General features: G+C 68.4%; 18 protein-coding genes. 7 read left to right on the top strand and 11 right to left on the bottom strand.

Annotated features, from left to right (window positions below; translation table 11 throughout):
- Nucleotides 1-275: 275 nt before the first annotated feature.
- From AB0L65_RS26555 to lepB, 6 genes are all read right to left on the bottom strand, one after another.
- A complete protein-coding gene (locus AB0L65_RS26555) occupies nt 276-1214 on the bottom strand; it encodes a cyclase family protein (RefSeq protein WP_364250033.1) in 939 nt (312 codons plus the stop codon).
- 195 nt (nt 1215-1409) lie between these two features.
- Nucleotides 1410-3758: a WD40 repeat domain-containing protein gene (locus AB0L65_RS26550; protein ID WP_364250030.1), complete on the bottom strand. Its 2349-nt coding sequence runs from the start codon at nt 3756-3758 to the stop codon at nt 1410-1412.
- 598 nt (nt 3759-4356) lie between these two features.
- Complete coding sequence (locus AB0L65_RS26545; RefSeq protein ID WP_364250027.1) at nt 4357-4698, bottom strand: hypothetical protein; 342 nt, start codon at nt 4696-4698, stop codon at nt 4357-4359.
- A 745-nt stretch (nt 4699-5443) separates the two neighbouring features.
- A complete protein-coding gene (locus AB0L65_RS26540) occupies nt 5444-6115 on the bottom strand; it encodes an HNH endonuclease family protein (RefSeq protein WP_364250024.1) in 672 nt (223 codons plus the stop codon).
- A gap of 504 nt (nt 6116-6619) precedes the next feature.
- Nucleotides 6620-8695, bottom strand: a complete 2076-nt coding sequence (gene ligA, locus AB0L65_RS26535) for an NAD-dependent DNA ligase LigA (protein WP_364250021.1) — start codon at nt 8693-8695, stop codon at nt 6620-6622.
- 317 nt (nt 8696-9012) lie between these two features.
- Entirely contained in the window at nt 9013-9594 is a 582-nt protein-coding gene (lepB, locus tag AB0L65_RS26530) for a signal peptidase I (protein WP_364250462.1), read from the bottom strand.
- A 409-nt stretch (nt 9595-10003) separates the two neighbouring features.
- Here lepB and AB0L65_RS26525 point away from each other — a divergent pair, with 409 nt between their 5' ends.
- The 3 genes from AB0L65_RS26525 to AB0L65_RS26515 all read left to right on the top strand — a co-directional run bounded on the left by AB0L65_RS26525 (nt 10004) and on the right by AB0L65_RS26515 (nt 13977).
- Nucleotides 10004-10774, top strand: coding sequence for a hypothetical protein (locus AB0L65_RS26525; RefSeq protein WP_364250018.1), 771 nt, complete (start codon nt 10004-10006; stop codon nt 10772-10774).
- A gap of 1051 nt (nt 10775-11825) precedes the next feature.
- Entirely contained in the window at nt 11826-12506 is a 681-nt protein-coding gene (locus AB0L65_RS26520) for a hypothetical protein (RefSeq protein ID WP_364250015.1), read from the top strand.
- A gap of 235 nt (nt 12507-12741) precedes the next feature.
- Nucleotides 12742-13977 (top strand): hypothetical protein, encoded by a 1236-nt coding sequence (locus AB0L65_RS26515; RefSeq protein ID WP_364250012.1) that lies wholly within the window; start codon nt 12742-12744, stop codon nt 13975-13977.
- 333 nt (nt 13978-14310) lie between these two features.
- Here the strand turns inward: AB0L65_RS26515 and AB0L65_RS26510 are convergent, their stop codons facing one another.
- Nucleotides 14311-15066 (bottom strand): hypothetical protein, encoded by a 756-nt coding sequence (locus tag AB0L65_RS26510; RefSeq protein ID WP_364250009.1) that lies wholly within the window; start codon nt 15064-15066, stop codon nt 14311-14313.
- Between the two features lie 493 nt (nt 15067-15559).
- Between AB0L65_RS26510 and AB0L65_RS26505 the strand changes: the two genes are divergently transcribed.
- Together AB0L65_RS26505 and AB0L65_RS26500 are read left to right on the top strand one after the other, a co-directional pair.
- A complete protein-coding gene (locus AB0L65_RS26505) occupies nt 15560-15874 on the top strand; it encodes a hypothetical protein (protein WP_364250007.1) in 315 nt (104 codons plus the stop codon).
- Between the two features lie 329 nt (nt 15875-16203).
- Nucleotides 16204-16947, top strand: coding sequence for a Sir2 family NAD-dependent protein deacetylase (locus tag AB0L65_RS26500; RefSeq protein WP_364250004.1), 744 nt, complete (start codon nt 16204-16206; stop codon nt 16945-16947).
- Nucleotides 16948-17046: 99 nt separating this feature from the next.
- On the opposite strand, the gene AB0L65_RS26495 is transcribed toward AB0L65_RS26500, so the two are convergent.
- Nucleotides 17047-18432, bottom strand: coding sequence for an SPFH domain-containing protein (locus AB0L65_RS26495; RefSeq protein WP_364250001.1), 1386 nt, complete (start codon nt 18430-18432; stop codon nt 17047-17049).
- 114 nt (nt 18433-18546) lie between these two features.
- On the bottom strand, nt 18547-19770 hold the full coding sequence (locus AB0L65_RS26490; protein ID WP_364249998.1) for an oxygenase MpaB family protein: 1224 nt from the start codon (nt 19768-19770) through the stop codon (nt 18547-18549).
- A gap of 181 nt (nt 19771-19951) precedes the next feature.
- Between AB0L65_RS26490 and AB0L65_RS26485 the strand changes: the two genes are divergently transcribed.
- The gene (locus AB0L65_RS26485) at nt 19952-20599 is read left to right on the top strand and encodes a helix-turn-helix domain-containing protein (RefSeq protein WP_364250459.1); all 648 of its coding nucleotides are present in this window, start codon (nt 19952-19954) and stop codon (nt 20597-20599) included.
- 171 nt (nt 20600-20770) lie between these two features.
- A complete protein-coding gene (locus AB0L65_RS26480; RefSeq protein WP_364249995.1) occupies nt 20771-21616 on the top strand; it encodes an SMP-30/gluconolactonase/LRE family protein in 846 nt (281 codons plus the stop codon).
- A gap of 123 nt (nt 21617-21739) precedes the next feature.
- On the opposite strand, the gene AB0L65_RS26475 is transcribed toward AB0L65_RS26480, so the two are convergent.
- Both AB0L65_RS26475 and AB0L65_RS26470 read right to left on the bottom strand, forming a co-directional pair.
- Nucleotides 21740-22252, bottom strand: coding sequence for an NUDIX domain-containing protein (locus AB0L65_RS26475; RefSeq protein WP_364249992.1), 513 nt, complete (start codon nt 22250-22252; stop codon nt 21740-21742).
- Between the two features lie 69 nt (nt 22253-22321).
- On the bottom strand, nt 22322-23422 hold the full coding sequence (locus AB0L65_RS26470) for a serine/threonine protein phosphatase (protein ID WP_364249989.1): 1101 nt from the start codon (nt 23420-23422) through the stop codon (nt 22322-22324).
- Nucleotides 23423-23535: the final 113 nt, after the last annotated feature.

Raw genomic sequence — 23535 nt, 5'->3', positions numbered from 1 at the left:
CGCGGCGGGGCGTCGAGGGCGTCCTTGCAAGGGCGGTCAAGGAAAATTACTCACCAAAGCTATACAAATCGGACTTAAGGCCATAATCTCGACATGCCCCAGCCCGGGGAGCTGGCTGGGGCACCAAAACCTCATGGTGCGTCGGGAAGCACGGCGGGCCGCCGTCAGCTGTCGCAACACCCTGCCTTGAGGTGCTCGTGCCGCCTGGTTTCCGGCCGGCACGGCGTGTCCTCACCGACCACCCTTCATGGCGTCGCACCCCTCGTGAACCGCGGTCAGAAGGTGGCGATCGGGTTGACCGGACTGCCGGACGTACCGGCGAAGCGGACCGGCGCGACCGCGAGGTGGAAGTCCCACTGGCCGAGCTCGGCGGCCGTCGTCGCGCACGCCTCCAGGTCGCAGTTGTCGAGCATCCACAGACCCATGGCGACGAGGCTCACGGCGTGAACCGGCATCAACACGTCTTCGTACCCCGACGGCTGGACGTCCTGGGGGGTGTCGGCGCCGATCAGCGCGACCTGCCGTTCATGCAGCCACGGCAGGCAGGACGCGTGCCACCCGGCCTGCGTGAAGCCGTTGACCGCGCCGGTCTCGTGCCGGACGCGGCCATAGCCGGTCCGCAGGAGTACCGCGTCGCCGGATCGCACCCGCACACCCTGGCGACGCTCGGCCTCCTCGAGATCGTCGGGAAACACACCCTGCCCCGGTTCCAGCCACGGCACATCCCGCACGCTCGCAATGTCCAGCAGGACACCACGCGTGATGATCCCGTTCGCCGCCGCCGTGACGGATGCCCACGCCGATCCCGTTGCGGCGTCGACCAGCGAGTGCGACCGCCCGTTGTACATCGTGCCGTCCCAGAAGATGTGGCACGGCGAGTCGATGTGGGTGAGGGTGTTGCCGTGGAACGTGACGCCGAGCCGCTCGGACGAAAAGCCCCAGCGCCGGTCGTTGTGGAATGCGGCCACCGGCATGTTCTCGGCACCCGGCATGTCGGCGGCGCACGGGCACGTCGTCGTCGACCGCTCCATGTCGTCCGGTACGGCGACCTCCCATGCGCACGACACGCTCCTGCCGTGGCGCACGGCCCGCGCCGCCGCCAGCCGGACGTCGTCGGTGATGTGGTTCAGAGTGCCGAGCTCGTCGTCGTCGCCCCACCGTCCCCAGTTCGACAGCGTGTCGAAGTACCCGAGCACGTCGTCCTGTGTGGGCATCGGTCGCCCTGCCGTCATCCCAGCATCGACTCCTCCGGTCACGTGGTTCGAGGCACCGCAGGCAGGGTATCCCGCCCTCTCCTTCGACACGACCTGGCTGGAGCCGGAGAGACGGTGTGACCTCGATTCGCACGGAGTCCACATCTCGGCTGAAGGTCGGCGCTCAGTGGATAGAGCTGGATGAACCCTGACACCTCACCGCTCCGCCGCCAGGTGCTGGGGGGACATGACGGCGATGTCGTCACCGAACGCGACGACCAGCCGGCCGCCCGGCGCGACGGCGACATGCGACACCGCGCCGGGCAGATCCGCCCGTCGCAGCCGGCGTCCGCTGTCCAGGTCCCACGTCCGGACGGTCCGATCCGCGCCGCCGGTCACCAGGGCGGGGCGGCCGTCCAGTTCGGTTACGGCCACGGCCAGGACCGGTGCCGTGTGCCCGGTCAGGGGGTCTCTGACCAGTTTTCCGCTGTTCAGGTCCCACACCCGGACTGTCTGATCCGCGCCGGCGGTCACCGCGACCGGGACGCCGTCCAGGTCACTGATCGCGACGGCGTTCACGGCTCCGCTGTGACCTGGCTCCGGCTGACAGACCGGGCGGCCGCTGGACAGCCACCACACCCGGATCTCGGGCGTGTCGGATCCGTGTCCGGCGGTGACCGCCACAGCGCGGCCTCGAAGCGAGCCGACGGCTGCGGCGGTGACATGGGTGTACCCGCCGCCGCGCCCGGTGACGGCCGTACACATGGAGCCGCTGTCCAGGTACCACACGCGCGCCTGGTTGTGCCTTCCGCCGGTCACCACCACGGGGCGGTCGGCCAGCCGGCCGGTGGCGAGCGCGGTGATCCGGCCGTTGTGGTCCTGCCGGTAGTGCGAGGTGGTGAACGTGATGTCCAGCTCCTGACCCTCAGGCAACCGCAGCAGCCGCGGCACGAATCGCTGATTGCAGGTGATCACCGCCACGGGGTCCCCGTGGAAGTCGGCCAGGGCGAGCTGTGCCCGTCCTTCCCCGGTGGGGATGGCGGGTGTCACCGCAGTGCCGCCGGCCAGGTCGGTGACGCACACGTACCCCTCGCCCCATCTGGGGTCGTCGGCGGGGCCGTCGTGGTGAGCCGTGACGATGACCTCGCGGCCGGCGACCTCGCAGACCGTCAGGGCGGTGACGTCGCCCGGCAGGCCGCGCGGCGCTCCGGCGACCGGTGCGGCGCATGCGGCGGTCAGGTCCCACGCCTGCACCACGGACGAGAGCATGCCGCTGGTGACGGCGATCGGATTGCCGCCGGCCTCGGCCACGCGGATCGCATCAGGTTTTCCGCGCCCTGGAGGCAGGGGAGCGCACAGCGGCTCGCCTGTGGCGAGGTCCAGCACTCGTACGTGCCCGTCGCGGTCGAGGGCGACCACGATCGAGCGGCCGTCGAGTTCGGCGGCGGCGAGCGAACCGCTGCCACGCGCCAGCACGTCCTCGGGCAGCAGTTCGCGGACGAGAGTGCCCTCGCGCAGATCCCGCACTTCGACCGGGCCGTCGTAGCCGCCGGTGACCACGACGGGGCGGCCGTCGAGAGACAGGGTGAGCAGGCTTTCCGGCCGGCCGGAAGTCTCTGTCGGCGCCGCGACCTCCGTCCCGTCGAGGGGATCCCACACACGCACGAAGCCGTCGTAGTCACCGGTGACCGCGACCGCGCGGCCGTCCAGGGTCGTCGTGGCGATCGAGACCACCCTCGTGTCGCCGTGCGCCTCGAACGGCGTGCCCAGAGGGCGCTGCGCGAGCAGGTCCCAGACTTTCACCGCCGATCCGCCGGAGATCGCCACCGGACGGCCCGCCACCGTGGTGACGGCCAGCGGATCGCTTACGTGACCTTCGGTGACGAACGGCGAACCGACGCGCTCCCCGGAGCCGACGTCCATCACCCACACGCTCGCCCGTACGAGGTCGTCGACGACGCTGTACCCGCTGACGACCAGCGATCGACGGCCGTCGAGCACCACGCTCTCCAGGGCTTCGACTCCTCCGTCGTCGAACACGGGCCTGCCGAGGCAACTGCCCGACGCCAGGTCCCAGGTCCAGCCGTCACGGCCGAAGGCCGCGACCGTCACCACGGCTTGGCCCGGCGGCCCGCCGACCGTCATCGCCCAGACTGCGGCCGGCCCGAGTCTTTCGTGGTCCGGCAGATCGGCCGCCCACAGCAGCGCGCCCTTCAGCGACGAGCCCGTCGCCCACTCCACCCGGTACGGAGCGGCCGCGCCGTGCTCGTCCGGCGCCTCGGCGAGCCGCCGTCCCAGATCATCGGCTTGCCACCGGGCGGCGTCCACGGTCAGGACCTGACGGCGCGCGGCGGGAGGCAGGTCACGATGCCGGCCGGCGGACGTGCGGTAGACCGCCGCGGCCAGCCGCGCCTCGGCGCTGTCTGCTCGCGACGCGAGCGCCATCACCTCGTCGGGGTCGGCGTGGATCAGGAAACGCGGATCGCCCAGCATCTCGTCCGCCGACGCCTGGCCCGTGGCATGTGCCTGGCCGGGGCCGCGTAAGTCATGATCGCCAGTAGACACGACGAGCAGGCTAACACCGGCCCGCGCCGGTGGTGCCCGGATGCGGCAACCACACCTCGTCCACGACCTCGACGATCGACTCGCCCGGCACCGCGCGCAGCCGGATCACGATCCCTTGCCCTCGCCCGTGGCGCGCCTACACCATCAAGACCCCCTGCGCCTGTGCTGTGCGAGCAGTCAGCACGCCTTACGCGCCAGAAAAGATCGTCCCGCTTTGATCTCGTGTCCTCATCAAGGCCGCCGACCCAAGCCGCGACACCCGCTGTACGGCGGTGCCGGAGAACCTCGGCGAGACGATCACCATCGCCGATCAAGACCTGCGCCTGCAAGGCAGTAGTGCCGCTACGACATCATCTCGCGCTGACGCCGACCGATGCCGGGTGATGGCTGCCGCGCGAGTGGCAGCCATCACAGGGTGACGCCCGCGCCCGGCCGACCTCGCCCATCCGCTCCAGAATCGTGGCGGGGATCATGGCGTTCGCCTCGGCGCGGTTACTGGCGTCCAGGTCCTCCAGCGTCGTGTGGCCGAGCGAGTTCAGCTCCTCGTCGGGTTGGGCACGCCCGGGCTGCGCCGGTTCATGACGCCCCGAGAGTGAGTTCAGCCCGCTATGCCCTCCTCCTCACCCGTGGGCTCGGTGCCCGTCATGAGCCCGGCGTTCGTGGTGCCGAACTCGTACAGATAGACCGGCTTCTCCTCGCGCAGCAACTGCAGGATCCCGGTGAGCTGCGACAGGTTGAGATGGATGAAGATCTGGCCCGCGGCCGCGTCGATCACCGGCGGCGCCAGCGGGGTGCCGTCAGGGTAGAAGTAGGCGTAACCCCGGTAGGTGCCGCCCTCGTACAGGTAGATCCCGGTGACGGCGACGCCGGGGCTGAGGTTCGTGGTCGGCCTGGAGGACCAGACTCGCACGCTGTAGCTGTCGATCGTGTAAGTGGCCATCGTCTCGCTCCTTTCCGCTCCTTAGGAGGGACGCCCACGACGGCTGATACGTGATGCGCGTCCGCATGCGGCCAGGACGCGCGGCCCTGGACGTCTGTGGCGGCAGCGCGCGGGGCGGCGCAGGGCGACCTCGGAGATGCCGACCGCGGTGACCTGCCAGCCACGGTGGGTCAGCCACGGTGGGCCGGCCGTGGTGGGCTGGCTCCAGTGGGTTGGCTGCGGTGGGCTGGCTCCAGTGGGTTGGGTGCGGTGGGCTGCCCGGAGCGCGTCGCCGCCCTCGCCGCATCCCACGGCGAGTGTCTGGCACGGCGGCAAGATCCTCGGGCCTGGCTACGAGCACGCCGTCGGGTTGGCACTGAATACCTGGTCACGGCTGCGGTGCATCGTGTCCGAGTGCTGGGCGTCCATGCTGCGTGGACCTTGCGAGGGACGTCGGGGGCTCGCGTGTGGTGCCCGCTACCGTCCCGACGACCCTCGTTTCCCCTGAACAGGCCCCGCAGACGCATGCGACAAGGGCACCCGAGCCCCGGACGTCCCCCTGCCAAGGGGAGCTCCCCGCCGAGCGCCTGGTAGAGGCCTTCCTTGGGCCTGCTTCCCTGGACACCACCGCCCCGTAGTTCCGCCCCGGTACCGTCGAACAGGCCACCGTCGCCGACCGCATCTCGGGCAGCAACAGCCCCTCGGGCCGCACCGCCAGTTCCTGCGCGGTTCCTCCTCGACCCCGAGCCAGGTCACAGGCGATATGTCAACGTCCCCGGCAGGTGCGGAGCATGTTGAGCAGAGCTTTCTTCTCCTTTTTTGTCACGAAGAGCCGGTAGTGGTGCTTCACGGTGATCCATGAGGTCGCGTAGCGGCACCAATAGGCACGGCGCGCCGGACGCCAGCTCTGCGGCCCCTGGCCACCCTTGGCGATGTTGGCGGAGTGGCTGACGACGACCAGTTCTGGTCGGGTGAGATCGTTGGCGAAAGCGCGCCTGCGTGCCTGGCTCCACCTGCTGGCGCCGGAACGCCAGGCATACGACAGTGGCACGACGTGGTCGACGTCCACATGCTTCTCGCTCTTCAGCCACTTGCCGTCGTACGGGCTGTACCAGAGGCCCTTGACGGGGTAGCACGTGGCGTTCCTGTGCACGCGTCGCCCATCGCGGGCCAGCACGGTCTCCCGGGTGTCGCACTTACCCCTGTGGTGCGCCCATCGGGGCAGGAAACGCCGGTGTGCATAGCCGCGGAGCGATAACGCCCTGGCGACCTTCAACTGGGACAACATACGGCGGGCGAGTGCGGCGCCGGCTTCGGCCTGCGGCCGCTTGCGGGTGTCGGCCGCCGCCGGCGGGATGGCGATGATCGGGAGGACCAAGAGGGCAGCGAGTACGGTCACGTGGATTGTCCGCCTCAAAAGGATCATGGTTCCATCCATACCCGCTAACTCCCCGTTGCGGGCGGCGCTACTCAGTGCGTCACGTTCATGTGGCGCGGCGGCACACTGTGCCCTGCGAGGCTGATCAGTACGGCCCGCCGAAGACGGCTCCAGGACACGTGCGCAGCCCGCATCCTCGCTGAGCGTGCGACTTTCCGGCTGCTGCCCGCCAACCGTGCCCAGCACCCCCCACGCCGCCCCGAGCGCTCCAGCCAAGGAGGTGCCGGTAGCGCATCAGCCTGGCACGCCGGCTCGTCGAGATCACCAAAGTTCATGTCCGTATCGGGCACTTCTGCGTTGATGGGCAGCCGGGTTCGGGGCGGCCCAGGTGAGGTTCACGGGGGTGTGCCCTCGGTGAGGGCGACGCCGACGCTCCAGCTCGCCCCGCCGAGGACCGGGCTGCGCTGGGCGCTCATCCAGTCAGTCGTAGCCGCGGCACAAAGAACCGTACGGCCCTGGAGCCGGCCAGCCGGGACACCGCGTCCCGGCGTGCCGCCAGGGCGCTCACAGGAAGGCGCTGACCTGGGTGGCGAACTCCTCCGGATCGACGATCCGCACGCCCAGGCTCTCGGCCTTGGCCCGCTTGGACCCGGCCTTGTCGCCCGCCACCAGCAATGATGTCTTGGCCGACACGCTGGAGGACGCCTTGCCGCCCGCGCGCTCGATCAGCTCGTTCATCTGGTTGCGGCTCAGCGCCTCCAGCGCTCCGCTCATCGCGCCGGTCACCACGACGGACATCCCAGCCAGTGGCAGCTCGAACGCGCCGTCGGCCTCCGCGTCACCAGGCTCGGCGGGTGGTGTCCAGCCCGGCTCCGTCATGGTGACGCCGGCCTTGACCAGCTTGTCGATCAGCGGGGCCAGCTCGATCAGCTCGGCCACCACGACCGGGGCCTTCTCCGGGCCGATGCCGTCCACCTGCTGGATTGCCTCGGCGTCGGCGGCGCGAATGGCCTGCATGCTGCCGAAGTGCTTGGCGATGCGGCGACTCATGGACCGGCCGGTGCCACGCACGCCGAGCGCGCAGAACACCCGGCTGAGCGGCTGGCCCTTGGCCCGATCGAAGGCGGCCAGCAGGTTGTCGGTGCTGGTCTCGCCCATGCGCTCCAGGCCGAGCAACTGATCGCGGGTCAGGAAGAACAGGTCCGCGAAATCGGCGATGAGGCCCGCGTCCAGCATCTGCTTGATGCGGTTCTCGGCCAGGCCCTCGATGTCGAGCTGGTCGCGGCCCACGGCGTAGACGATGGAGGCGATTGCGCGGCACTGGCGCCCGCGCACGCACCTCCAACGCTCCTGGGAGCTGTCGATGGCGTCGCCACAGGACGGGCAGGCCGCCGGGATCTCGATCGGCTGCTCCTCACCCGTGCGCAGATGCACGACCGGCGCTTCGACCCTCGGGATGACGTCGCCCGCCTTGTAGACGGTCACGCTGTCACCGAGCATGAGGCCACGCCGGGCGATGTCGGCGGGATTGTGCAGGGTGGCGTAGGTGACGATGCTGCCGTCGAGCTCGACCGGCTCCAGCACGGCGCGTGGGGCGATGATGCCGGTGCGGCCGGTGTTCCACTCCACAGCGAGCAGCTTGGTGATCTTCTCCGTGGCGGGCAGCTTGTAGGCGATGGCCCAGCGGGGTGCTCGGGAACTGAATCCGGCCTCGGCCTGGTCGGCGGCCAGGTCACACTTGATCACGATACCGTCGATGCCGAACGGCAGGCCGGCTCGCGCCGCCGCGATCTCCCCCACCCGCTCCTGCACGCGCTCAACGCTGTCGGCCACGATGCCGGCGACTGGCGTGGCGGCGGTGGTCTGCACACCCTGCGCGGCCACCCAGCCCATGATCTGGCTGTGCGGCAGCTCGCGCAGCCGTACGGCCAGCTCGGAGTGGTCGTCGGGCGGCGGCAGCACGCCGTAGCCGAAGAAGGTCAGCTCGCACACGTACGGCCTGTCCTGCGCGCGCAGCGTGCCCGCCGCCGCGCTGCGCGGGTTGGCGAACGTGGTGCCGTCGTGGGCTTGCCGCTTGGTGCAGGCCTCCTCGAACTGGGAGGTGGTCATCATGACCTCGCCGCGCAGCTCCACCGTGACCGGCTCGGCCAGCCGATCGGGCAGCCCGACGATGGTGCCGATGGCGTGCGAGACATCCTCGCCCGCGCTGCCGTCGCCCCGCGTGACCAACTGGGCCAGGCGGCCATGCCGGTAACGGGCCGAGATCGCCAGCCCGTCGAGCTTGGGCTCCACGCTCCACGCCGTCACCGGGCGGCCCAGCCTGCGCTCCAGCGAGGCCGCCCAGTCGGCGAGCTGCTCGGCGCCGAACACGTTGTCCAGGCTCAGCATCGGCACCGTGTGCGGCACGTCGCCAACCACGGCCCCGCCGGCCACCTTGCCCGTCGGCGAGGACGGCAGCACCGCCTCGGGGTGGGCCTCTTCGTACGCCTGGATGCCCCGCACCAGCCGGTCGTAGGCGTCGTCGTCAAGCGTGGAGGTGCCGTCGGCGTAGTAGGCGGCGGCGGAGTCAACGGCGAGCTGAACGGCCTCGGCGTAGGCCGTGTCATCGGCGAGGACGGTGAAGGGCGGCGTCTCGGTCATGGCACCACCATGCCGGTAGCCACCGACAATTCCGAGACCCAGATCCCTTCCAAACCGGCGATCGCACTCCGGCACCTCGGACGCTGCCCCGGCACGGATCGGCGGTCATGACGGCGCAGCGGCCGCCAGGCCACCCCGCCCCCTACACCGAGCCCGAACAAGTCTCCTCATGCACCATGAAGTGGTTTGCGATGGTGACACGGCGCGAGCGAAGTGGGTGCGTTCCGAGACCCCGGAGATGTCATCAGGCTGATGACAACCGACCGCGACGCAGCCGGGCCCGGCTGCGTGCCGACCGGGGCAGGTGGCGAGGACGCTTACCGTCTCGCGGGATCCACCACCCCGGCGACGTCGGAGATGTCGATGGTCCCGTTGCCGGGATCGGCGAGGTGGGTGCGAGAGTCCAGAGCGGCGTGACGATTGTCGCTCATCACCCAGAGCCGGCTGGGCGGCACCTGAACCTCGAACCGCAGATGCGAGGCCGGAGGAGCGGCAAGGTAGGGCTCGTCCAGCGCCTTGCCGTTCACCTGGAGCCGCCCCTGGGGATCGCAGCAGTTCACCGTGCTCCCCGGTACGCCGATGACCCGTGATACGTGTAGCTCACCTGGCGTGGCATTGGCCCAGTTCTTGGGGGTTCGATAGACGATGACGTCGCCGAGGTGGGGAGCGTACTGTCCATCGGTGCTGCGTGGCGACAGGTTCGCGCCCGCCTTGATCGTCGGCTCCATCGACTCACCCGACATGGTGATGGTGAACGTGCCGACACCTCCGCAACCAGCAGTGGAAGCCAGTAAGAGGAAGAGGGATAAAGCGGTTGTACGTACGCGAATCACCGGGGCATTATCCCGAACGGTGAGCCCCGCGAGGGCTATGCCACGGCCACGCCTGCCGAACCGCATGGTGACTGGCTCACGACCGCGAAAACCCACAGCAACCTGGCCGTGGCCAAGCTCAGCGCCCGTGACCGCGCCCAATTTGCGGTTTTCGCATTCAACGCCTGATATCCCGGGCACGGCTCGGCAGATCCGCGCGGTACGACAGCGATCATGGGAGCGAACAGGTCGGCTGCGACGGCGGCCTCGTGGTGCTCGGCCGCAGGTACCGGGACGCAGGGTGACGGCGGTGATCAAGCCGGTGACGAATTCAACGGCTGGGCGGGCTGCTCGTGACCGTGCAGAAGTCTGCCACCGACAGGATCGACCAGCCCGTATCTGGTGCTCGAGTGCGATCTGCCGATGAAGGACTCCGCGTTCACCAGGTCGTGATCAAGAAACGGCAGAATCTGCGATCTCCATGGAAAGGAATCTCATGAATCGGATGATCGTGGGGGCCGTCGTGTCCGCCATGACCATGCTCATAGCCACTACTCCCGCCCAGGCCGCCTCGGCGGACCCGGTCAAGGCGTTGCAGGGCAAGCTGAAGGTGGGCAAGGGGGTGAAGTTCACCGACGTCACGTCCTTACTGCAGGACTCGGAGAAGATCACGTTCCTTCGGCGGTCCGGGAAGTGGCAGTTCGGCAAGAAAGGCATCGCCGCGTCCGACATCACCACCGACTACAACAAGCACACCGGCGGCATCTTCGACTACATGTACTCCCTGAGCGGCGGGCGTACGATCTGGGTCGACGGCAAGAGCTGGACCACGCACCCGATGTACGGCGAGGTGCCCAATGGCAAGAAGTACCTCGTGGACCCCCTGCGCATGACAGGCAGCTACATCGGCACCTTTTCGCAGCTCGTGAACCCGGCCGAGCCCGCCACGCTGAAGGTCCTGCTCAAGGGCAAGAAGCAGGGCCGTACGTACTCCGGCAAACTCACCTACGCGGCGCTGGCGAAGGCGTCACCCTGGTTCCGCGCGTCGTCGCCGCTCAGCGAGGGCGACAAGACCGTGGTGGAGTACAGGCTCATGCTCGGCCCTGACAATCTCCCTCGCAAGCTCCTCACCTCGCACCTGGCCTCCTCCCACGTCGCCGACGGCGTCGAGGTAGGGGACGGGCGCTTCAGCACCGAGACCAGCTACTCGGGATGGGGCTCGAAGGTCAGCGTCTCCGCGCCACCGAAAAGCCAAGTCGCCGGCTGAGCCCGGAACCGGCTTCGCTACTTCCGGGTACCACTAAAGGCCACTTACCAGTACGAATCCCGGAGAACGTCCGCCACAACGGCCACGCCGGGACATCGCGCCTGCTCGGCCTGGCGTCCACGTGTATGGACCGGCCACGCCGAGCTCAGCCGGCTCGGCGTGGCCCGGTTCGCTGCGCGACCGCGACGGGTCCACCCTCAAGGTCCGTCACTCCTTCAGCAACGGTCAGCCGCCGCTGGGTCGATCGTCCAGGCGGCACTGCGTGGGGGACGGTTGGCGGGGTGGTACTCGGCAGCGATGCGGGCTGAGGCCTCCTCACCCAAGCGCATGTACCGGCCCAGACCAGTCAGGCCCTGGTGGGGACTCTTGGCCTGCAGACCGGGATCAGTGCCAGCGCCGCGTGGGTCGCTCGCGCCCGCGAGGGGAAGGCCGCTTCCGATTCGGGCAGATGCCGACCGCGCTTCCAGCCGCTGACCCGGCGATCTGACACCGGGCGACCTCGCCCGCCGTGACTCAACCGGTATCACCCGTCACGTAGTGGGGTGCGTCAATCGGCGGTAACTGGCACTCACGTCCGCGACCACCCACCTGCCGACAGGAGCACCCTGTGTCCACGACCATCCTCAAACCTGATCGGCGCCCTCGCCGCCGCTGCCTGTCTTCCCCGCGCCGCCACCCACCTCATCAAGGCCCGCGTCCCGCTCGTCGCCGCACTCACCGAACTGCGCGCCGCGATCATCCACACGACCCGTCAGGACGCTTCCACCGCCTCCAACAGCCGGGCCGATCTGCCGGCAGGCGGTAAGCCTCAAGGCCCCAAGGTGTGAACGTCTGCGCACCCGGGCTCGTCAGCCCGCAACGCCACCTCGAGAGCCTGGCCTCCCGCGGGTCCATAGCGGCCACCACAGGTCGGCGTCACACGGCGTACGCACGAGTCTTGACGCATGAGCAGAACCCACAGCTCCAACTCGACGCTCTGCGACGGACTCAGGCGTGCGGTATCACGGCGGAGGGCTTGCCATGCGCTGTCCCCGGATCGCACTCTGTAGCAATGACGTCGCCCTCTGAAGACGAGTCTCCGGCCGACAATCCGTCCAGCGGCCAGCCCGGCGCTTCTGCCGAGAAAGCGCAGCATGGGTCTGCGGCTGATGACGACACCAAAGTCGGCCTCTGGCTTGTGGGCGGCCTCATCGCATGGGTGGTGGTGGGCACGCCGTTCGTCATCAGCCTGGTCGGGTCGCTGGCAGGCGTTGACATGGAGAAACCGGCGGGGCAGGCGCTGCTCGACAGGTTCTACTGGTGGGTCGCGCTCGGCGTGCCGGGAGTGATCGCCGCGGTCGGCGGTTCCTTCTGGGGGGTGACCACGCTGCTGGCCCGTCGCCGGGAACGGGTGGCGCGGCGGGAACTTATCCTGACCGAGCGCGTCAAAAGGCTGCAGGACATGGTCAAAGAGGCGCAGGCGGTCTCGCGCGAGCTCGAGCGCTACCTGCAGGAGCGGCTGGTCGCGCTTCAGCAGCTCAGCGCGCAGGTGGACAGTACCGAACGGCTGGCGGCGCTCACGCCCGAACAGGTCAAGGCGCTCGACGACGTCTTGCGACGCCAGTTCACCGGACAGAACCGCAGGGGGTTCGTCACGCAAATCGTCTTCTTCCTCTTGGGCATCCTGGTCGCATTCGTCGTCAATTGGCTGTCCAGCCCGATGCTCGCCCTCGTACGAAACTGGCTGTCCTGAGCAGCTGGTGCAGGCGTGGCGCTACGAGCCGACCAGGTATGCGGGTAGGTTTCGCGCTGCAGATCGCCGATGCGTACGGCGCGTTGTCGCACGGCCGCGACATGCCTTGAAGGCCGGTCCACGTGCTTACGTACCTGAAAAGATCATCTCGCTCTGACCTGCGAGAAGGGACCTCGAACCCGAGGAGGAGCTGAGCTGCCCTTTTTCTGTGTTGGAGACCTCTACAATGCCGCGGGTGGATCGTGACCAGATTCTCCTGACCCATCCCGGTACCTCGAAGCCCAAGTACCTGGAACTCCGGATCGACGGGGCTGAGCTGCACCGGAATTGGTGGGCCGGCACTGGGAAGCCTCAGGGGCGCACGAAGTCGTTCGATCACGGAGACGCGGCGCGCGAGGCCCTGGAGAAGGTCGTCGCCGAGAAGATGCGCGACGGGTACGCCCTGCTCCGCGACGTCGCGGCAAGCGAACCGGGCGACGTCGTCGTACAGTGCGTGACACGGGCGACGAACGGCGTCGTGGCCATCGCTCTGCACCCGGACGGCCAAACCGTCGCGGTCGCCCGCGGCATCCCCGACCGGATCGGGGCGGCCGGCTCCGATGTGCAGACAGTCGACGTACGGACCGGCGCGCGCCAGGTGGTGTACACCGATGCGTATCAGTACTCACTGATCCATACCGTGATGTTCGAACCGGACGGATCGCACCTGACGTTCACCGTCCGCGACACGATCTCCATGGCGGAGGTGAGCTACACGGTGGCGCTCGCCACCGGTCATGTCCAACGCCTGCCCTACACCCGACCCGGGTGGGACGCCGCCCGCCGGCGGATGCTGGTGGTCGACAACGATCACGCGCTGCGAGTGCTGGGCCCGGACGGCGATTCGTGCCTCGATCTTCCGGCAGGCAAGCGCTTCCAGACCACCGCCGCGCTGTCGCCGTCGGGCCGGCTCCTCGGCCTCGCCCACGACCCGGACAACCGCGATACGGAGTACGACCTCGAGATCTGGGATGTCGACGCCGGTCAGCGAGTGCTCGCCGCCCCGTTCCCCTTCCCGGCGGGCTTCCAGGGGATCAGCCACCGGTTCGACAAGCTGGCGTTCGACGGGGCCGAACAGATCCTTGTCGCGAGCGGCGCGACGTCAGGATGCTTTGGCGTCTCGGTGGAATCCGGTGACTTGTGCTGGGCGATCGAGGACGAGTGGGAGGGGTGCGAGCGGTTGGGTGACTTCGCGCTGTCACCCAACGGCACGCTGCTCGCCGGCGTTCTTCACCGCGGCCCGGTCGTCGTTTATGACGTTGCGACCGGACAACCGCTGGAGCCGCACTTCGCCGTACCCGGCGAGCGGTCGGGCTGGTACCAGGAGGTTGGTTTCTCCGCCGACGGCCGGCTTCTGGCGGTCAGCGACTACCCCGGCCGCACCACGGTGTTCCGGTTCGACGGCGTGGAGTTCACCAAGCCCGGCGGCTGATCGCCGGCACCCGGGCGACTGCGGTCGTAACCGCATCCGTTGACTGTGTGGTTGCCGTTCTTGGCGAGCGGTGGGCGATCTGCTTCCTCCTGCGCAGGTCCGCGAGACGTGGATCCATCTCGACCCACCACCAGACGAGCACGCAAGCCGTTCGGTCCACGTCGCGGGCACCCGACCGGAAAGCTGCCGTCCGGCGCGGAGGCGGTGGTGCCGCTGGCCGCCGAGGTGTGGACGCATCTGGCCTTCCATCGCGCCCAGCTCGGCGATCCCATGGCGGAGCCTTATGCAGTGGGTGCGACCGGGCCGGTCAGCTGGCCCGGTCGCGGAGGAGGATCAGCCGGGCGGCACGATTCCGTTCTTGGAGACGGGGACGGCCAGTTGCGCGGCGCCGGTGAGTCTGAGCTCCTCGGGGGGCAGGCTCCCCAGCACCGGGTTCAGGTGTCTCAGGGTCAGCGGCACCGGGGAGATGGCCGGGCTGCCGATGTCGAACTTCTCCAGGTCGACCCACCGTACGACGTCGAGCACGTCCGACGGGATATCGTCACGGGCCTTCTGCACCGGGACGCAGAGCTGGCGGGCGGCGGTGACCTGGACGGTCTGGGTGGGGATCTGGTTGACCAGCACGGGGTTGAGCTGGGTGAGGGTCAGGGGCAGGTTCATGGACGGGTTCGGCTGGTGCGCGTAACACAGCAGGTCGATGTGCGAGATGACCCGCAGGATGTCCGGGGCGGGGACCACGCCGTTCTTGGCGACCGGCACGCACAGGTGCTGGGGCGCGTTCAGCGTGACACTGATGCCCGGCACGTTCTGCAGGACCGGGTTCAGGTGGCGCAGCCCCAGATTCTGGTTGATCGAGGGCCCGGTCACCCGGTAGCACGACAGGTCGACGAACCTGACGTAGTCGAGGACATTCGGCGGTGGGATGACGTTGTTCTTGGCCACCGGGACGCAGAGCTGCTCGCGCTGGCCCAGCGTGACCTGCACCGTCGGCAGGTTGCCGAGCACGGGGTTGAGGTGGCGCAGCACCAATGTGGTGGCCGGCGGCTGGTACGCGGTGGTCTTGAAGCACTCCAGGTCGAGGTTCGACACGAATTCCTTCGGCGTCGGCAAGGCCAGGGCCGCTGCGGGCGGCGCGACGAGGAAGGCGGCGGCGAATATCGCGAGGCCAGCGGATAAGAGACGTCTTATTGCGATTCTGCTGCGGGGATTTGGTGCGCCCTTTTTGTTCATGTGTCCTCCGAGGGCCGGATTGTTTGCTTTGACTGTGCGCTTGTGAATCCGGCTTGACAAGGCTCGTGTCCGCAATGTGCCACGGGTTTGTAAGCATGCATATCCGGCAATTTAGAGCGACCTAAAATTTCAGCCGTCCACTTCCCCCAATCCCTCATTTCGCCTGCCATTGTTTACTGCTCGGACATGGCAGCCGTGGCCCGGCTGAACCCGACCGCCGCCAGGGAGACCCGGCCGACGGCGCCTGCCAGAGGAGATCGGTGCAGGACGGCGTTCGGCTGCTGAGCGACCAACTGGACATTCGGGGCGTGATCGCGCCGGGTCAGGGAGATCGCGGCGCTCCACGGGAGTCGTGCTCGCCCTCTGGGAGCAGTTCGATGGCACGACGGGGGTGGACCAGAGTGCCACTCGCGGGCCGGCCGTCGGCTTCTCGGGTCAGCCCGACGCGATCGAAGCAGTCGCGTCCACCAGGCGCCGCGCGGGCCGGGCACGCCGGGCTACGGCGGCCGATCGGCAGGATCTCGATCTCGATGGGAGGCGTTGTAGGGGCTGCTCGCCGATGGACTGGTCTTCATCGACCACAATCAGCCCGGAAAATCACCTGCATCCGATCGCCCACCAGAACCTGCAGGAACAATTAGGCGCGCCACTCCATTGCGGCTGGTAGTTGTCGTCGATGATCGGCTGCTTGCACAGCCTGACTCCACTGTATGAAGCGAGTTTGCGAGGACGCCTTTTTCGAAGTCGATGCCACTCGCGGTTGCCGCCATTACCAGGTCATACTGATCCATCACGGTCAGCCCTCCTTCGAGGTAAGCGCTGCCGCCGGCGGTCAGCGTGCTGTCGGTCGTGAAGCTGCCCGTGTTGTGCGTGGTGTTTGCCTCGAGGTGGTTCGTGATACTGGCGGTGCTCGCTTCGAGGTTGTTCGCGACGGTGAGGTCGCTGAGCTATACAAATGCGGTGGTATGAGACATCGCCAAGGCCGACAATGATCGCATGCCTGACGCTGCCATCGCTGAGCGCAAACCTCGGCTCGCGGTCCTCACGGGAGCCGGGATCTCCGCCCCCTCGGGGCTGCCCGTGTACCGAGGTGGCAACGGCATGTGGGACCGCAACCCTGACATCGCGAAGCTCACGACCGCCTCCCGCTGGCACGGCAAGGCCCAGCAGGCATGGGAGCACTGGAACGAACTACGCCACGCCGCATCCATCGCCCAACCGAACCCGGCGCATGAGGCGCTGGTCGCCGCCGAAGCCCATTTCGACGTGCACATCGCCACCCAGAACATAGACGGGCTCCACACCCGGGCCGGATCCGCGAACGTCACCGAACTCCACGGCAACGCATTCGCCACCCGCTGCTCCCGGAAGGCATGCCACGCTCGCAACGGCGCCTGGTTCGACGACGACATCCACGAAACCGTGCCCACCTGCCCGCACTGCGGACGCATCGCGCGTCTCGACGTCGTTCTGTTCGGAGAGCAACTCCCCGCCAAGAAGATGCGCGCCTCGATCGAGGCTTCCCGCCGCGCCGACGTCTGGATCGCCATCGGCACTTCCGGCACGGTGTTCCCTGCCGCCGGGCTCATCGAGTTCTGCCGACCCGGCACGGTCCGGGTGCTCGTCAACGCCCAACCATGGAGCGACAGCGCTTCGACGTTCGAGAAAGAAGTGCTCGGCGACGCCGCCGCCGTTCTCGGTGATGTGCTCCGCGAACTGCACGTCGCAGCCCTGCGGTGACTGGCTGGTCGGCGTGCGCCCGCTACCGGCACCGAGCCGGTCGCGGCGGTCGGCGGACCGGGGCCCGCCACAACAGCGAACAGCGGGGAACCTCGCCGATCAGGAAGCCGGAGTGTCCCGGTCGATCGCGGAACGCAGCACTCCGACCATGGCGGCGAGCTCGGCCAGCAGGCCCGACACGGTGGTCCGGTCGCTGCCGTTGATCGACACCATGCGCAGCTCCTCCGGCTTGGGGAGCTGCGCCATGATCTCGGGCAGCAAGCCGATCAGCTTGGCCTGAAGGCTGGCCGGAGACTGCTGGTTGTCGATGTCGGCCCGCATCCGCAGCCGCTCCACGTCCAGCAGCGCCCGCTCATGGTCGGCCAGCGCCCGGGAACGCGCCAGCTCCAGCTCGCCGGCGAGCTCCAGGCTCTTGAGCTCCCGTTCCCGCTCGATCCGCAGCCTGCCGGTCTCGGCCTCCTCGGTGTGCCGTTCGCGCTCCATCCGCAGCGCGTGCAGGGTCGTCTGGGTCTCCAACTCCGCCACCGCCCTGGAGTCGTCGTGCCGGCGCTGGGTGCGCCGCAGCCGCTCGGCCACCTCGGTGTCGAACTGCCACGCCTCATTACGGGCCCGCAGCCCGGCGAGCTCCCGCTCGTTCTCCAGGCGCTGGGTCTCCTTGAGCCGTTCGGCCGCCATCTCGCGCTGGGTGATCGCCTCTTCGGACTGCAGCTCGGCCAGGCGGGCGAGCTGCCCCTGCTCGGCCCGGTAGGGCTTCTGTAAGTTCTCCCAGAGCCGCGACGAGCTGACCACGGCCTCCTTGATCTGGACGGTGACGATGCGCAGACCGAGCCCCTGGTCGCTGTCGTCCTCGCCCTCGGCCACCGCGCGCAGGCGGGCGGTCAGCTCCTCGATGATGGGCTGCTTGTCGCTGAGCACGTCGCGCACGCCCATGGTCGCGACCTTGTCCTTGATGGCCGCCTCCGCCTGCTCCCGCAGTTGGAGGTTGACCAGCCGCATCGGGTCCTGCGGGTCGCTGAAGTCCAGTTTGCGGTACGCGACGGGGAAGGTCTGGATGATCCACTGCACGTACCCCTGCACCAGCACACCCTGGAGCTCGCGGCAGACGCAGTAGGCGTTGATCAGGATGGTCTGGGTGGCCCCCGGCACGACCAGGAACGAGTCGGTGGACGGGTTGAAGCGGAACGACACGCCCAGGCCGACGTCCAGGGGCTTCTCGCGGCCACGCCGGGTGTGCACCACGAAGGCGTTGGGCGGGACGAGAACGTTCTTCCAGCGCCAGAACCCGGTGATCCGTACGTCCACCGGGCCCGGGGCCGCCGTGTCGGGCGCCGCCCCGCCGATGGCCCGCTCGCGCTTGGCCAGCGGCCCCGCCGGGGGCGCCGGCTCGCCGGGGGCGGCGCGGCGTGCCCTGAGGTCGTCCTCGAGCACCGCCTGCTGCGCGACGACCCGTTCCAGATAGGCGTTGCCCTTGTCAGCGGTGCTCATCGTCCCCTCCGCCCACCTCACGACTGCCGCCGAGTCTTGCCTACGCCGCCGGAGCACCGCAACCCGCGATCCGCTCGCGATGCCCTACGCCGTTCCGCGCGGCGACGGCCGTGATCAGCCGGGCCGGTTGCCCGTCGGAATCACGATCTTGGTCTGTGCCCCCTTGGTGAGGTAGTACGTGGTCCACTTCTTGACCGCCTCGTCGAGGAGCCAGGCGGCGGCGGGCACCAGCGGCAGCCCGATCAGACCCTCCCGGAACTGCACCAGCAGCGGCCAGGCGGTCTTGACCACCGGGTCCCACAGCGGCTCGCGCCGGATGCCGTTCCAGTCGGCCACCTGGTTACCGGTGAGGTACCTGGAGAACGCGTTGACGAGAGGCTTGTCGACGCCGCCGGGGCTGGTCAGCTCCGCGAGCATGTCCCGCAGGATGGCGTTGAGTTCCACCCCCTCGGTGGTCGGCCCCATGTTCCTGGGCAGGACCAGGTCCGACTGGGTGTAGGAGGTGTCCCAGGTGGCGGGGAGGAACTCGTCCCTGATGCCGAGCATGTGCCCCAGCATCTGCACCGAGTGCAGGTACCCCGCGGCCTCGGTGGAGGAGATGCGCACCTTCCACTCCCGCATCCCGCGCATGGAGTACGTCGCCAGGGTGTGCCACGTGACGAGCATGTCCTCCTGGCTGATCGGGATAGGGCCGGACCAGTGGGGAGACGACTTCAGCAGGTGCCGCACCGCCGCGTGCACCAGCCGGGTCTTCACGGCCTCGACCACGGCCGTGCCGCCGGCGCCCCAGGCGTTCTGGGGTCTGACCGCGTACGCCAGGATGTTCGTCTTGGCGATCCGGTCCTTCAGATCCGCACCGCCCGCGGAGTAATAGACGGCGCGGGCCTCCTTGGGGATGGCGGTGGCCAGCATCCCGGCGCCGACGATGGTGAGGACGACGATGTAGTTCCCCTTGAGCGCGTGGAAGCGCGCCCCTGCATCCAGCAGGGCGGGGTCGGCCCACGACGGGAGCTGACGCGCCTGCTCGATGAAGGCCCGCAGATCCTCCGGCAGCCCCGCGGGCAGGGGCTGGTCGTTGCGGTTCCAGTCGTACAGCAGCCGGTTGACCTCGGGTATGACACCGCGGTCGAACAGTGAGGCGAGGAGCGGATCGGCCACGTCGTCCCACACCCATCGGGGGTCGGCGCCGCTGCCGGAACCCGCGATCGAACCGCTGGCCGGCCAGGTCCAGTCGCCGGACAGGGAGTCCGCCTGGGCCGGGGAGATCATCCCTAACGCGCCGAGCGCTCCCATGGCGGTGCCCGAGATCAGCACCTTGCGCCTGCTCAACTCTGCCATGCTCTGCACTCCTTCGAGGTGGGGGGTTCCGCTCCGGGCATGCGAGAAATGGATGATACTGAGAAACAAATCATGAGTCTGTGTATCATCATCAGAGCACAGTGTGACGAGCATCACAAGACCCACGTTTGAGGCAGAATTCCTACAGGAGGCGATCGTGGAATCGGTGCTGTCCGGATTCATGGCGCTGTCGGACTCGGATTCGTTGCTCCAGCGCGCCTATGTCGATGCCGTCGAGCGCGTCGACGACAGCGACGAGCTGCGGACGCGCATCCTTGACGCGGCGTACGAGCAGTTCTGCCGGATGGGCATCAGACGCTCCACCATGGAGGACGTCGCCCGGCTGGCGAAGGTGTCGCGGATCACGGTCTACCGGCGGTTCGACACAAAGGACACGCTGATCGAACACGTGGTACGCCGGGAGTTCCGCCGCTATTTCGACCAGTTCCTCATCGACATCGAACAAGCCGGCACCGCTGCCGACAGGGTGGTGCTGGGCTTCGTGAGCTCATTGCGGGCAATTCGCGGCAACCCGCTGATCGGCGGACTCATCGCCACGGAACCGGACCTGCTCGTCCCCTCCATGACGGCTGACGGGGGACAGACCCTCGCCACCGTGCGGCATTTCGTCGCCGGCCAGCTCCGCAGCGAGCAACGCGCGGGTAACGTGTCGAGCGGCCTGGACATCGACCTCGTGGCCGAGATGATGGTGCGGATCTCCACCTCTTTCCTGACGATCCCCAGTGCCGTCATCAACCTGGATGACGACGAGCAACTGGCCGCGGTGGCCCGGCGGTTCCTCGTCCCCATGCTGGAGCCACCAGCCTGAGCTTCGGTCCCGCGCCGGCTTCGACGCGGCTGAACGGCCCGCCCGTCGAGCATCTGCCGGAAACAATCGCAAGGTTTGAGGTCATCGTGTCGATCGGACAGGGGGTCGTTCGTGTAAGGGGCAGGAAAGCCGGGCTGCGGTCGGTGCGGTCGGGCGAAGTGAGGAGGCGTCATGTCCAAGCCGAAGGTGCTGCTGACGGGCCTGGGGATTCCCGAGTCGCCGCGGTGGCACGAGGACCGGCTGTGGTTCTGCAACTGGATCGACAGGGAAGTCGTGGCCGTCGACCTTGACGGCAAGTCAGAGGTCGCATCCGTACGGGGCCCGGTGCCGATGGGATACTCCATCGACTGGCTGCCCGACGGCAGGCTGCTGATGACCGGGGACAAGTTGCGCCGTCAGGAGCCGGACGGGTCGACGGTCACCGTCGCCGAGCAGGGCGGCAACGAGATCGTCGTGGACGGGCGCGGCAACATCTACATCAATGGGGCGGACTTCGACTTCGCCGGTGGCGGCGCGCCCAAGCCCGGCTACATCAAGCTCGTCACGCCAGACGGCGAACTGCGCCAGGTCGCCGGCGACATCCAGTTTCCCAACGGCATGGTCATCACGCCCGACGACCGGACGCTGATCGTTTCCGAGTCGTTCGCCGGGCGGCTCACCGCGTTCGACATCGATGCGGATGGAGGGCTGTCCAACCGGCGGATCTTCGCCGACGGCGTCGCCCCGGACGGCATCTGCCTGGACGCCGAAGGCGCGGTATGGGTCTCCACCGGCGGGTCCTCGATCGCCCGCGTCGCCGAGGGCGGCAACATCCTCGAACGCATCGAACTGCCGGAGGACCGGGCACCGTTCGCGTTGATGCTCGGTGGTTCGGACCGGCGTACGTTGTTCGTCCTGACCGCCGAGTGGCGCCAGTCCGATGGCGTCACGGACAACCTCCAGCGGCTGACCACCGGACCTCGTACCGGACAGATCCTGACCTGCTCCGTTTCTGTGCCTGGTGCCGGCAGGCCCTGATCGTTCCCCGCAACCACGCGAGTGGCCGAGCGTCCCGGATGTCGAGTTGCCCCGCTCTCGGGTGCGGCGCCCGGGCTCAGCGCCGTGGCCTCGCGACACCGTCTGCGTTTCCCGCTTAACCGATCATCCCAGTAGGTGCCACGGCAGGACGGTCGGCGAGGTCGGGACGTCCCCGACCGCGAGCCGCGCCACCAGTGGGCCGAGATCCCGGGGCACGACCTCCTCTCCGTCCGGGGGCGGCCCGGCCAGTTCGGCCTGGGTCCACCAGTGGAAGCGGTCGGTCACCGCCCGCTCCTCCTCATCCATGCCGGAGGTATCCACGTCCAGCCCATTCACACGCAGCAGAAAGTAGAAGTCGCGGGAGAAGAAGCGCCGCCTGCCCTCGGACCACGGGCCCTCGCTCGTCGCCACCACCGGGCCGAGTGCTTCCGGGGCCACGACATGGCCGAGTTCCTCTCGCAGTTCCCTGGCGGCGGCCTGCTGCGCGCTCTCGCCAGGATCCACGCCTCCTCCCGGCGTGAACCAGGCGTAGCGCAGACCCTCTACCTGCAGAAACCTGCCCCGGTAGAGCAGGATCCGGCCGGCAGGGTCGATCAGCAGAACCCGGGCTGACGCCCGAGAGATCACGTCGCTCATCGCGTCATCTCCACACGGATGTTCAGGATGGTGATACGAGGGTGCGAGAAGACCCCGGTCAGGGTGGGATCAGCGCATTGCGCTCATGGCGCGTTCGATCTTCTCGCTCGGGTACGGCGTTGTCCTGCGGGTGCCGTACAGGTCCCAGTAGAAGTCGTTCATGGCCGCCGCCACGGGTGCGTACCGGCGGATCACTGCGGCTACAGCCGGCGGGGCACCGGCGGGGTCCGTGCCGTCCGCGCATGCGCGGATGTACTCGTTGCGTTGTGCCGGTATGCCGTTCTGCGGCACCGTCACCCCGCAGATATTGGTGACGAGCCAGTTGACCAGCCGCATCAGCGCGTAACCGAGATCGTGGGTACGGTTGCGTTCCAGGAATTCGATCTCCTGCGTGGACAGGTCGAACCGAGAGGAGGTCGCCAGCCCGAGGTCGGCGATGTACAGGCGTTCACCGTCGGTGAGGATGTTGCCGAAGTGGCCGTCGAAGTGCATCAACTCCTGGCCGTTCATGAAGGCCACGTCGGTGCGCAGGCACGACTCGACCATGGCGCTCGCCGCGATCGCGGCGTCCTGGCCGGCGGTGAGCTGAGTGGCGAGCCAGTCGTCGAGGTTGTAGGGGATGAACTCCTGGAACAGCACGATGCCGGCCGAGGCCCGGGCAACGGCGTGGAGACGATCCCGTACCGCCGGCGATCCTTCCCAGTACCGTACGACCGCCTCGACGTCGGCGTGCTCATCGATGGGTGGCGGCGCACCCGGCAGCACCCGCCAGTGATACAGCAGCGGAAAGGCCGCACTGCGCCCGGCCAGGACCCAGTTGGTCGTCATGACGCCGGCCGCGAGTTCACGCCAGGCGCCGAAGCCCGGCGTGCCGACAGCGGCGAGTCCGTACTGGCAGAACGGAGGCAGCCCGAACAGGTTCGCGGTGGACATCACGTTGCCCCCGCGGCGCTCCAGGTCGGTCAGGGGGATTCGCTTGGCGAAGACCGGCACGCCGTCGATGTCCAGCAGCACCGAGGTACCGCCGATCCCCGAACCCAGAGTCTGCGCCTGCTCCAGTGACTCGCCGAGCTGCCGGTCACTGTGCAACGCCAACGCGCTCGCGACCTCGCTGTATCTCCTGACACGCTCACCGTGAGACATGTCCAGCCGCGTGTCTTGCAGGTCCAATGGCAGGCACCCTTCGTGATCAACTTCGCGTGTCAGACGCTACACCTGTCGGGGATGGGCCTTTCTGGGTTCATTCCGCGGCGATCTTGAGTGTCGGAGAACAGTGATGCCGG

Source organism: Nonomuraea sp. NPDC052116 (assembly GCF_040680035.1).
Classification (GTDB): Bacteria; Actinomycetota; Actinomycetes; order Streptosporangiales; family Streptosporangiaceae; genus Nonomuraea; species Nonomuraea angiospora_A.
This window is presented reverse-complemented; position numbering and strand designations above follow the sequence as displayed.